Origin of the sequence: Streptococcus plurextorum DSM 22810 (genome assembly GCF_000423745.1) — a bacterium.
Classification (GTDB): domain Bacteria; phylum Bacillota; class Bacilli; order Lactobacillales; family Streptococcaceae; genus Streptococcus; species Streptococcus plurextorum.
On record NZ_AUIO01000002.1, the window covers coordinates 143,834 to 156,520 of the forward strand.

General features: G+C 40.9%; 10 protein-coding genes. 3 read left to right on the plus strand and 7 right to left on the minus strand.

Going from position 1 to position 12,687, the window contains the following annotated elements; all coding sequences use genetic code 11:
- Window positions 1-12: 12 nt before the first annotated feature.
- The 5 genes from G575_RS0102610 to ccpA all read right to left on the minus strand — a co-directional run bounded on the left by G575_RS0102610 (window position 13) and on the right by ccpA (window position 4,570).
- A complete protein-coding gene (locus G575_RS0102610) occupies window positions 13-330 on the minus strand; it encodes a nucleoside triphosphate pyrophosphohydrolase family protein (RefSeq protein WP_027971324.1) in 318 nt (105 codons plus the stop codon).
- 295 nt (window positions 331-625) lie between these two features.
- Window positions 626-1,957, minus strand: coding sequence for a glycosyltransferase family 4 protein (locus tag G575_RS0102615; RefSeq protein WP_027971325.1), 1,332 nt, complete (start codon window positions 1,955-1,957; stop codon window positions 626-628).
- Window positions 1,958-1,978: 21 nt separating this feature from the next.
- A complete protein-coding gene (locus G575_RS0102620; protein ID WP_037622530.1) occupies window positions 1,979-3,016 on the minus strand; it encodes a glycosyltransferase family 4 protein in 1,038 nt (345 codons plus the stop codon).
- Between the two features lie 146 nt (window positions 3,017-3,162).
- Window positions 3,163-3,507, minus strand: coding sequence for an HIRAN domain-containing protein (locus G575_RS0102625; protein ID WP_027971327.1), 345 nt, complete (start codon window positions 3,505-3,507; stop codon window positions 3,163-3,165).
- 61 nt (window positions 3,508-3,568) lie between these two features.
- Entirely contained in the window at window positions 3,569-4,570 is a 1,002-nt protein-coding gene (gene ccpA / locus G575_RS0102630; protein ID WP_027971328.1) for a catabolite control protein A, read from the minus strand.
- 204 nt (window positions 4,571-4,774) lie between these two features.
- Here ccpA and G575_RS0102635 point away from each other — a divergent pair, with 204 nt between their 5' ends.
- On the plus strand, window positions 4,775-5,854 hold the full coding sequence (locus G575_RS0102635) for a M24 family metallopeptidase (RefSeq protein ID WP_027971329.1): 1,080 nt from the start codon (window positions 4,775-4,777) through the stop codon (window positions 5,852-5,854).
- Between the two features lie 51 nt (window positions 5,855-5,905).
- Window positions 5,906-6,763 (plus strand): metallophosphoesterase, encoded by an 858-nt coding sequence (locus G575_RS0102640; RefSeq protein WP_027971330.1) that lies wholly within the window; start codon window positions 5,906-5,908, stop codon window positions 6,761-6,763.
- A 48-nt stretch (window positions 6,764-6,811) separates the two neighbouring features.
- Here G575_RS0102640 and G575_RS0102645 read toward each other — a convergent pair whose 3' ends face one another.
- Window positions 6,812-9,499: a cation-translocating P-type ATPase gene (locus tag G575_RS0102645; RefSeq protein ID WP_027971331.1), complete on the minus strand. Its 2,688-nt coding sequence runs from the start codon at window positions 9,497-9,499 to the stop codon at window positions 6,812-6,814.
- A 263-nt stretch (window positions 9,500-9,762) separates the two neighbouring features.
- Between G575_RS0102645 and G575_RS0102650 the strand changes: the two genes are divergently transcribed.
- On the plus strand, window positions 9,763-10,116 hold the full coding sequence (locus G575_RS0102650; RefSeq protein WP_027971332.1) for a DUF3397 family protein: 354 nt from the start codon (window positions 9,763-9,765) through the stop codon (window positions 10,114-10,116).
- Window positions 10,117-10,254: 138 nt separating this feature from the next.
- Here G575_RS0102650 and G575_RS0102655 read toward each other — a convergent pair whose 3' ends face one another.
- Window positions 10,255-12,582, minus strand: coding sequence for a DNA translocase FtsK (locus G575_RS0102655; protein WP_027971333.1), 2,328 nt, complete (start codon window positions 12,580-12,582; stop codon window positions 10,255-10,257).
- Between the last annotated feature and the right edge of the window lie 105 nt (window positions 12,583-12,687).

The following is a 12,687-nucleotide window of genomic DNA, read 5'->3' on the forward strand; positions in this document are numbered from 1 at the left end:
TCTCCTTTTTATTTATTTTTTAATCCCTAGTAGCTCTTCTTTTTGAGCTAAAAAGGTTTCCATTTCTTTTTGAATATCAATATCCAGGCGGTCAGCTAATTCAATCAACCACCAGATATTTTCAGCCAATTTATGCTCCAAGGTATAGGGCGTCTCATCATAGTAACGACCCTGCTTGGTCATAATCAGGCGGTTCATGTTGCCAATATCATTGGTCAAAGCCAAGAGGTCCTCCTCAATGGACCACTCTTTCTCATGGTGCTTGAGTTCCAACTCTCTATAGGCTCTCCGCACATCTTGACACCGTTTTAATAAGTCATCAGGTAGCATAACTACTCCTCCAAAAGAAAATACGACATCCTCGCAAAAGGACGTCGTAACGTGGTTCCACCTTGGTTCGCAGTCACGCCAAAAAAGCTCGACTACCTCGATTGGCGATAAGGGGACCACCCTTTTATGTTTGCATAAAATCATACCGAGTAGTGTCAATCCTATCCTCTATGTGCTTGCACCCACCGCACACTCTCTCTAAGATTTCCTAGAATTGATAAGTCTCTGAAAACCATTATAACAAGTTTTAGTAAAATTTCAATAGTTTAATCCCGCTTTTGTCAGAAAAGCAGAATTAGTCCAAAAAACGCCTAATGCCCTTCACTAATCTTACCGGTGCTTTAATCACTTTTGCCGTATTTCTCGTTAATTTTTCAGGAAAGACCTTTGATCTCGTCTCAATTTGGAATACGTGCTCCTCTTGATCCTTAGATACCGTCAAGGATAATTTATCTCTTCTGCGGGCTGCTTGCGCACTTTTTGAAATGATGACATCTAAATAAAATTGGTGAATCGTTTTTCCAAATTCTTCTGCTGAAATGGCTTTTCGTTTCGCATTGAGTTGAGCAGGGCTCATTTGGGGAGTATATAGGATAGCGTCTAGAATCGCAGATGCCAGATCTGCTGGATGATAGTAGAGCGTTCCAAATGCTTTATCATCGATAATGTCATTGAGATAAGGATTCCCATGGGCAATAATCGGTTTCCCACTCGCAAGACTTTCCAAATAGGTCAACCCTTGTGTTTCACTCGTTGAAGCTGACACAAAGAAATCACAAGCCTTATAATACAGCGCTGTATTATCTGGGCTAATCATACCTGTAAAAATAACATGTGACCATAAACCAAGTTGAGCGGTCAACTCTTTTAATTCTTGAAGGTAAGGACCATCTCCAGCAATAACTAACTTAACGCTTTTATTTTCAGCTAAAACCTCAGGCAAACTTCTAAGAACAGCTTGGATGTTTTTTTCAGAAGAAACCCGCGACAAACTGAGTAGCATGGTCTCATGGGGGGAAACTCCCAGACTGTCACGTAACTCTTTAATCTGCTGTTCTGTAATGTCACGACCGACAAAGCGCTCCAAATCAATCCCCGTGGGAATAATCCGCTTAGGAATCGTAACAGCATAGTCATCCAAAAGATTAAGGACAATCCGACTTGGGCACACCACACCATCTAAATCATTAAGATAGCCTCGGATAATATACTTAACCATACCTGGACGAATCAATTTCCCCTTAGCGATATAGCCCACATAGTCTTCATACTGAGTGTGATAGGTATGAATAACCGGTATCTTTAAAGAACGCCCAATCATCTTCCCTAAAAGACCTAGACTAAACTCCGTTTGAGTGTGAATAATGTCAAGTTTATAACTTTTAGCAATCTTAAGAGCAGTCATAAAGCCACGATAGGCAATTCGGCGGTCAGTAAATGAAATAAAAGGAACACTTGGCAAACGAATAATGGTAGGATCCTCATAGCGTTTGACATGTTTATCTGTCGTTGTGAAAATATAAACCTCATGACCTGCCTTTTCTAGCTCAGTTTTTAAGGTTCTAATACTTGTTGCCACTCCCGAGACTTGTGGCAGGTAAGTATCCGTAAATAACCCTATTCGCATGCTTCTCTCCTTTCAATTGTACTAGCCCTTTGTCACTTGTTCTTTGTAAAAATCAATCCAAATCCCCAACAGTTTTTCTTCCGAATATTCCCTTGATATCTGTCCTGACTTTTCTTTTAATTGCAATAAAGCAGTGTTGTCTTGGGACAAATCCTCGATAGCAGATTGCATCTCAGTGACATCCGCTACAGGTAGGTAAGCTCCCTCTAAAATAACCTTGTAAAGCTCCAAATCTCTAAGCATGATAGGAGCTCCACAAGAGGCAGCTTCTAAAATAGTCATTGGAAAAAGTTCATTGTAACTAGGTAAAAAGAACAAGTCAGCCATCGCATACAGCTCACGCATTCTTTCTGCTGTGACAATCCCTGTAAAAGTGAGATTCTTTGGCGGATTCTCCATGATTTTTTTATAGTGGTCGTAACCGTCGGTAATCCCTCCAAAGGAGAAACCACCTGCCCAAATAAATCTAATGTGCGGCATTTTGTGAGCTAAAGCCACAAAATCATCGATACCTTTACGCTTTTGAACCTGTCCTGCCCCTAGAACTACAAAATGATCCTTAGACAGTCCAAATTCAGCTCGTAAAGCAGTTCTATCTTCAGCTGTTGAAGGGTACCACTTTTCCTTGTTGACAAAATTGGGAATATAGCTAATCTTATCTCGATTAATACCAAAAGCGACTAGCTCATCAATAAAACTAGGATTCACCACCACAAGCTGGTCCATCCTATTATAAAAGGAAGTGACATATTTCCCTAAAATGTTTTGAAACAATTTGGGCATTTTCAAACTCCCTTTTAGAGTATCTGGTAGAAAATGAACATAACCAACACGTCGACCGACTTGTTTTTTGAAAAAAGTTGATACATAAAACAAAGGGTCTATCGTATGGTAGTGAGTAACATCTGCTTTGACAGATTGATTTTCAGTGATTATCAGTTCTTCTGTCGCATCGCGATACAGTAAACGCATCAACTCACGATAGGCACCCGATACTCCTTGACCAGCCACTTTTTCGCTGGAACTTTTCATATTCACTCGGATTTTTTTTGTACTCATAAGAGATATTATAGCCTTTTTTAAGGTAAAAGTAAAACAGCATCTGATAGATTTTACTAGCCGATATTTGTGACATGGGCCATAAATAAAAAAACAGGAAGCTTTCAACGATAAGCCCCTGTCTTTCATTATTGTCTTAAATTTCTTTACTCTGAGCGTCTGTCTTTAAGTTTAACGACTACTCTAAATTGTCGATCGGGATGGTTTTCAGTATTGGACATTTGTATGTGGGCTTCCAAGATGTCATGATAGCCAAAGTAAAGCAGTTTACTAATCAGGCTATTTTTTGTTGTCGGTACATACCCTAATTTTTTACCAGAGTAGTAAATAGCCACTGCCTCTGAATCATAAGGATTTGAAGGCTCAGCTATCAAAGCAACTGCTGTCCCTGGTTTTAAGTCATCAATAACCTCTAAGCCATCATAATAAGCAAAAGCCGCTAAATGAAAATCTTCAATGTGTCTACTTGGTTCAAATGTTGAAAATTCCATATGGTACCTCATTAAACCATCAGAATACTAGGTTTCTGAATTAACTTCCTAAAGCCGTCCTCTATTTTGTTGACTGTCGCTCTTTAAGACCGTGTTTCAAAATGACTTCTTTTTGCGTTAGTTCTTCTTTATTCATGATTTTAGTTAACATACGCATAGCCACTGCACCTAAGTCATAGATAGGCTGGCTAATAGAGGTCAGATTTGGGCGAGTAAATTGCACAATAGGTGAATCATTGCTGGTAATGATTTCAAAGTCTTCTGGTACTGACTTGCCTGCAGCAAACAAACCGTTGAGCAGACCTGCTGCAATTTCATCTTCAACCACAACAGCCGCAGTAGCACCAGCATTGATGAGGCGTTGCGCTAAATCAAAGCCTTCTTTATACTTATAATTGACTTCAAAGACAAGCCCCTCATCAAAGGTGAGCCCATTTTTTTCAAGTCCCTTTTGGTAGCCCACTAGGCGTACTTTACCATTAATATCGTCAATAAGCGGACCAGAAACTAAAGCAATTTGCTGATGACCTTTAGCCAAATAACTAACGCTATCTGAAACGGCCATACTGTGGTCGATATTAACACTTGGAAGTTGATGCTCTAAGTCTACCGTTCCAGCCAAAACTACTGGGGTACGTGAACGTGAAAATTCTGCTCGAATTTTATCTGTCAAATGGTTGCCCATAAAAATAATACCATCAACTTGCTTGGCAAAAAGGGTATTGACCACTTCCACTTCTTTGTCATCATCCTCGTCACTGGAAGCAAGGACAATATTGTACTTGTACATGGCAGCGATATCATCGATTCCTTTAGCAAGAATCGAAAAATAACTATTTGCCAAGTTTGGAAGAACCACACCTACTGTTGTGGTCTTCTTACTAGCAAGGCCACGGGCTACTGCATTTGGTCGATAGTCTAAACGGTCAATAACTTCCAATACCTTCTGTCTGGTATTTTCTTTGACGTTTTTATTGCCATTGACAACTCGACTAACAGTTGCCATCGATACCCCTGCTTCACGTGCCACATCATAAATGGTAATCGTATCATCTGTATGCATAATGACATTCCTTTCTTTATGAAAATATCGTTTTCATTTAATTGTACCACTTGGTGTAAGCATTTTCAAGTCATGTGCATAGGATTTGAAGTATTTTTTCAAAAAAATAGCATTAAAAACGCCACTTTTCCGAAAATTATCTCAACGAAACTTGAAATTTTCTATAATTAGCGTACAATAAAAGAAAACAATTTGGAGGATGCTATGTCAAAAATTACGGAACTGATGAAACGGCTTGAAGCTCAAAATACCTATGCAGCGGTCTTATCTGACCCTGTTTCTATCAACTATTTAACAGGGTATTTTGCTGTTCCACACGAGCGCCACATGTATCTGTTCATTTTTACAGATAAGAAGCCCCTACTTTTTCTACCTGCCCTTGATGTGACAAGAGCTGAACAAACTGTCGATTTCCCAGTGGTTGGCTATCAGGATGCTGAAAACCCTTGGGATAAAATCAAATCAGTTTTACCAAAATTGGATTTCCCTCAGGTGGCTGTTGAATTTGATAACCTCAACGTGACCAAATTTAAAGGTCTAGAGACCGTTTTTTCAGGAACATTTGTCAATCTAACCCCAACTTTACAACATATGCGTCTGATTAAGTCTAAGGACGAGATTGACAAGATGCTGATTGCTGGAGAATGGGCTGACAAGGCCATGAAAATTGGTTTCGATCACATTTCTTTAGAAGCAACTGAGACAGATATTATTGCCCAAATTGAGTTTGAACTCAAAAAACAAGGGATTTCTAAAATGAGTTTTGATACCATGGTATTGACCGGAGACAATGCCGCTAATCCTCACGGCATTCCTACAACAAATAAAATAGATAATAATGCGCTCTTATTATTTGATCTTGGCGTGGAAACCTTAGGTTATACTTCTGATATGACACGAACCGTTGCTGTTGGTAAACCTGATCAATTTAAAATTGACATCTACAACATTTGCTTAGAAGCTCAGTTAACAGCCCAAGATATGATCAAGCCTGGTGTAACGGCCAGCCAAGTCGATGCTGCTGCTCGTCAGGTCATTGAAAAAGCAGGCTACGGTGAGTATTTCAACCATAGACTTGGTCACGGTCTCGGTATGGATGTTCACGAATTTCCGTCTATTATGGCTGGAAACGATATGGAAATTCAAGAGGGGATGTGCTTTTCTGTCGAGCCGGGTATCTATATTCCTGGCAAAGTCGGCGTTCGTATTGAAGACTGTGGCTATGTGACCAAGACTGGTTTTGAAGTCTTTACAAAAACACCAAAAGAGCTCCTCTACTTCTAAATCAAAGCTCCCGTTGGGGGCTTTTTCTTTGTTTTATGTTACAATTTTTCCATGACTAAATTAGCAATCATGAGCGACCTTCATATAGACCTCAATAACTTTGGTGACTTTGAAATCACGACCCTCATCCAAACCCTACAATGTCAAGGTATTGATTGGCTTCACCTAGCAGGGGATATCTCCAATCACCACTTCTCAACTTCAGTTCCTTTCCTCGAAAAAATGGCAAAGCATTTTAAAACAACCTATTCCCTTGGAAATCATGATATGCTTGATTTGAGTGAAAAGGAGATTCAAGCCAATGATTTCCAATGCTATGACTTAGGTGACAAGGTTTTCATCGCATTTCAGGGTTGGTATGACTACTCGTTTGTCCCAGATAAATCAGAAGAGGAAAACAGGCGGTTTAAAAATAGATTTTGGTTCGATCGTAGGCTAAATCGTCCCTATTCAGATCCTGAATTAACCCAAAACATTTGTCAAAAACTGGATAAAATCCTGTCACAACAAACGAAACCAATTATTATCGCTATGCATTTTGTTCCACATCGTGACTTTAGTCTGAGCCACAAAACCCTTATGCCCTTTAATGCTTTTTTAGGTAGCCAAGCTTTTCACGAGATTTTTAAACGTTATTCTGTTACCGATGTTGTATTTGGTCACTCTCATCGCCCCTACTCAACCTGCACAATTGACACTATTCACTACCATTCTCGTCCTTTAGGATATATTCGTGAATGGCACCTAACCATTGATTATGTTAATAAGCACCCACATCTTAACCCCTCTGGAACATGGAATTTATCTAAGCGATATCACTTGGTTAAAAGACTTCCTGAATTTCACGACTACCTACAAAAGCAACTGCCAAACGAATTTCTTCGTGCAATGACAGTTTTTGACTATTAAAAAGCTCCTCAATTCCATGAGGAGCTTTGTTCTTATTATAGCGATACTTTAAATCGCTTTTTCATCTTGTCCAAGCGCACGTTGAATGAATTTCACGACTTCTACGATGACTAAAGCAAGGAATGAGCCGATAAGGACAACAATCCATTGATTCAAATCAAGGTGTGAAACATGGAAGATTTTTTCCAAGAATGGAACCGTCAAAGTTGCTACCAAAAGTAGAAGCGATCCGATAATAGCCCAGTTAAAGCTCTTATTTTTGAAAGGTCCTACTGTAAACACAGATTGGTAAACAGACTTAACGTTAAAGGCATGCACCAACTGGATTAAACCAAGTGTTGCATAAGCCATGGTTAAGGCATCTGCATGGATGGCTGGCTCATTACCAGCATGAACTGGATTGGCAATAGCATAACCATAAACCCCCAATACTAGAGCACCTTGCATGATACCTTGATAAGCAACTGCTCCAAGAACACCACCTGAGAAGAAACTGGAGTTACGTCCACGAGGTTTGTGACTCATGACACCTGGCTCAGCTGGTTCCATACCAAGTGCAATCGCTGGAAGGGTATCTGTTACCAAGTTAATCCAAAGAAGATGAACTGGCTCTAAAACATCCCAACGAAGAAGTGTTGCAAGGAAAATAGTCAAGACTTCTGCAATATTAGCTGAAAGTAGGTATTGAACTGTCTTTTGGATGTTAGAGAAGACCTTACGTCCTTCTTCAACCGCAACGATAATGGTTGCAAAGTTATCATCTGCAAGGACCATGTCAGAAGCACCTTTAGACACTTCTGTACCTGTAATCCCCATACCGATACCAATATCGGCTGTCTTAAGTGATGGGGCGTCGTTGACACCGTCACCAGTCATGGCAACAACTTTACCTTCATTTTGCCAAGCTTTAACGATACGCACCTTGTGCTCAGGTGATACACGAGCATAAACGGAGTATTGCTTGAAGACTTTTTGGAATTCTTCGTCAGACAACTCATTAAGCTCAGCCCCTGTAAAGACATGGTCTTCTGTATCATTTGGATCAATGATACCAAGACGTTTAGCAATCGCTTCCGCAGTATCTTGGTGGTCTCCTGTAATCATGATTGGACGGATACCAGCTTCCTTAGCCACACGCACAGCCTGCGCTGCCTCTGGACGCTCTGGGTCAATCATACCAACCAAACCAGCAAAGATGAGGTCATTTTCAACAACTTCAGTTTCAAGTGTCGGAACCGCACTTTCAAACTTATAAGCCATCATAAGGACACGAAGGGCTTCCTTGGCAAGGGATTTATTAGTTGCAAGAATAGCATCTTTATCAGCCTGAGTGATGTCGCGCACTTGGCCTTTATCTTCGATTTTCGTCACACGTTTGAGGAGTTGATCTGGAGCACCTTTAACGGCAACCAAGAACTTGTCATCAGCTAACTTGTGGATTGTTGACATCAACTTACGATCTGAGTCAAATGGTAACTCAGCCACACGTGGCTCTGATTTTAGCGCCTCACGCACATCAAAGGTGTGGTCAAAACCAAACTGAACCAAAGCTGTCTCTGTTGGATCTCCAATGAGCTTGCCATTTTGGTCTACCTTCGTATCATTGGCAAAGTTCATGACACGTAGGGTCATGTTATCCATCGCGATATCATCTGCCGCATCAAAGACTTGACCATCGTAGTAAACCTTCTCAACTGTCATTTGGTTCATGGTGAGTGTACCAGTCTTATCTGATGCAATAATCTCTGTCGACCCTAAGGTTTCAACAGCTGGTAATTGACGAATGATAGAATTACGTTTTGCAAGAACTTGTGTCCCCATTGACAAAACAATGGTAACAACTGCTGGCAAACCTTCTGGAATAGCAGCAACCGCAAGGGCAACGGCAGTCATAAGAGCTGCTAGAGGAGCTTCTTGACGAATGAAGACAGCTACTACGAAGGTAATGGCTGCGATAATCAATACAGCATAAGTTAGAATTTTAGAGAGATGGTGTAAGTTTTGTTTGAGTGGCGTATCCGTTTCTTCTGCGTTAGCCAACATGCTTGCAATATGACCAACTTCTGTATACATACCAGTATTTGTCACCACACCAATACCACGTCCGTAAGTGACGTTTGAGTTTTGGTAACCCATATTAACACGGTCACCAAGACCAGCATCCTCTTTGAGGGTAACCTCAAGATTTTTCTCAACTGGTACAGACTCACCTGTTAAGGCTGCCTCTTCAATTTTGAGTGAAGCAGCTTCCAAAAGACGCATATCGGCTGGAACCACATCTCCTGCTTCTAATAGGACAACATCTCCAGGAACCAGGTCTTTTGAATCAACTTCTGTCACATGCCCGTCACGACGAACACGTGCCACTGGACTTGACATTGATTTTAGGGCATCAATCGCTGCCTCAGCTTGCCCTTCTTGGTAGACACCAAAGGCTGCGTTGAGGACAACCACTAGCAAAATGATAATGGCATCTGTCAGCCCTTCCATTCCTTCGGTGACAACTGATAATGCTGCCGCAGCCAAAAGAATGATAATCATCAAATCCTTGAACTGATCCATAAATTTTTGCAAGAGGGTTCGTTTTTCCCCCTCATCCAGTTCATTGTGCCCATAAAGGCTCAAACGCTCTGCTGCTTCTTGGCTCGTCAAACCTTTTTTAGAGGTCTGCAAAGCTTCAAAAACCGCTTCTTCCGTCATGGTATAATAGGCCTGACGGTTTTGTTCTTTAGACATAAAGTCTCCTTCCTCTTGGTCTTTTCTCTATAGGAAAAACCTGTTTTTTTAAACAAGTCTCGCTGTTTAAGGTTAGGCCGGAAATTGCTTTCGTAATGACGACATAACCACGGGTTTCCCCATCTGCTACTCCCTTGATACCTTTACATTATATACAATCTCACCTTAAATTTCAAGGTTTCTGCGCTAAATTTGAAACAGCTTTCACGACTAGACTTACAAAAATATTTTACAAGTCAACCAAATAAGGTTACAATATTTTTATGATGATGTATAAACTTATAGCCTTAGCCTTTTTGTTTTTGACCCCCATTTTCGGGTTAGCCCTTACAAGACTTCTCCGCTTGGATCGTTTGAAAATAAATTTTGCAGATCTTGCTCTTCCTGTTTATATTTTTGAGATCAATATGGTGTCTCAGAAATTTTTTCCCCGCTCTTATCTGCCTTATTATTTAGTAGTAGCGTCGCTCTTAGCAATGATTGTCGCTATCGGTCTTTTTTGGAAAAATAAAGAAAACTTTACTTACAAACGTTTTCTTAAAATTTTCTGGCGTACTGGCTTTATCATGACCTTCTTTTTCTATTTGGCTGTGGTCATTGCTGTATTTATCTTCTAAGTGTTAAGCTAACATTAAAACTCTCAGAAACACTTCTTTTTCAGTGCTGCTGAGAGTTTTTTATGTTGACAGCAAAAAAGATTGAAGATATTATCCAACATGGATGTGTTCTTCAATCTAAAGCAATGTCAATAGCGTTTATTGTTCTAGAACTTTGCGTGGTTTCGTGCCTTCAGCCGGTCCGATGACACCTGCTTCCTCCAGCTCCTCCATCAGTCTAGTAGCTCGGTTGAAACCAACTTGAAGCCGTCTCTGAAGCATCGAAGCACTAGCCTTTTGGGTTTCGAGAACGATCGCTTTCGCCTCAAGAAAAAGAGGATCTCCTTCCAAAGCTCCGCCATTGTCATCAAAGGAAGCCTCCCCATCTGATACCTCTCCAGGGTCAAACGATTCATCGTAGTCCGCATCCGCTTGATTTTTGATAAAGGTCACGATGCGCTCAACATCATCGTCTGAGATAAAGGATCCTTGCAAGCGTAACGGTGCTGATTCACCGATTGGATGGAAAAGCATGTCTCCACGACCTAGCAATTTCTCCGCACCATTTTCTCCCAAAATGGTCCGTGAATCGGTTCCTGATGCAACGGCAAAGGCAACGCGAGATGGCACGTTAGCTTTGATAAGACCACTAATAACATCCACTGACGGACGTTGTGTGGCAAGAATCATATGAATACCAGCTGCACGTGCTTTCTGCCCCAGTCGAATAATAGCATCCTCCACTTCTTTACTAGCTACCATCATCAGGTCCGCCAGCTCATCTACGATAACAACAATAAGGGGCAATGGGATTTGCTTGTCTGGTGAGCTGGCATTATAAGTGGCAACTTTGTCATTATAGCCCTCAAGATTTCGAACACCCACCTGACTAAAGAGCTCGTAGCGATTCTCCATCTCCTGAACAACACGTTGCAAGGCCTTGCTGGCCTTACGTGGATTAGTGACCACTGGTATCAAAAGATGGGGAATATCATTATAAACGGATAATTCGACCATTTTAGGGTCTATCATCATGAATTTGACCTGATCTGGTCTTGCCTTCATCAGAATCGAGGAAATGATGCCATTAACCGCTACAGATTTTCCAGAACCTGTTGAACCTGCCACTAGAAGATGGGGCATTTTTGCCAAGTCAAAACATTTTGCTGTCCCGTTAACGGCTTTCCCAAGTGGAATTTCAAGCAACTTTTCTGGTTTCGTCTCTGATTGCTCCCAAAGCTCTCTGAATGAGACCGTTGCAACTTCCGAATTAGGGACTTCAATCCCTACCAGTGATTTTCCAGGAATTGGCGCTTCAATCCGCACATCCTTGGCAGCCAAAGCCAAAGCCAAGTCATCCGCTAAGTTTGAAATCCTATTGACCCTAACCCCTACTGCTGGTTTGAGCTCGTAGCGAGTCACCGAAGGACCGATCTCTGCTCGTTCGACCTTAACATCAATGCTGAAGCTCTTAAAGGTATCTTCCAAAATCTTGATGTTTTGACGCACAATATATTTTTCTTTGGATTGGTTCTTAGGCTTATCTGGAGCAAAAAGATCAATGGAAGGGAGTTTATAGAGTAGGTCAGACTTTTGTGGACCAGTGACTGACCTTGCCACTTCTTCTGTGAGGGGAGCTTTAGTGGCAAAGTTATCATCAACAACCTGATCCAAAATCGTGTCAACATCATAGACCCGATCATCTAAAATGGAATCACTGACTATTTCTGCTGCGATAATCGGAATGACCTCTTCTTCTTGTTCTAAGGTATCGTCCTTTTCTTGATCATAGGCATTCGCTGACAGTTCTTGCTCAAGCAATGCCTCTTCTTGGGCAAGAGCCTCCGCACGTTCCCTTTCTTCTTCCTTACGCAAAAAACGTTGCTGTCGCTTTATTTCAGCCCTGCTCCGCCATTTTTCAAAACCTTGAACTAAGAAATTGGACACATCGTGAATGTCCCATGGGCTCATCAAAAACAGACCTAGAAGAATGAAAAGCAAACCGACTAAGAAGGTTCCTATATTGGCAAAGAGAAATGAAACGGGAAAATAGAAAAGTGCTCCTAGCATGCCTCCGCCAAGAAAATAATCTGTTTTAAAGGCAGTTAAGTCTTTAAAGGCTAGGCCAAGAGTGGTCGCTAAAATATTTTTTCCAGCAAAAGCTTTCATCGCAAAAAGCCAAGCATGCCATTCTAGCAAAAGTCCAATCATAAAAATGATAAAACCACCAACCAAGCCTTCCATTTGTTTGAAGTAACGATAGCCAATCAAATACACGATGGTAGCAAGCATCACAAAATAGGATAGACTACCTACAAAGAGGCGAACAAGATTATAGACTGTGATTCCAAATATCCCAATACGAAAAACCGCAAAAAAGGATAGTAAAATGATAATGGCACTCCATATGAGACGCTTGTTGGTCTCTCGTTTATCTGCCTGTGTCTTTGTTGAACGTTTGTTTGATTTTTTCCTTGTATTTGCCATGTTTCCATTATAGCATTTTTCCGCCCTTTTGTGAGAAATCCAGATAGCAAAATCCCTCTTAAAATGCGATCAGAATAACTCATTAAAAAGGAAAATAGATAAATA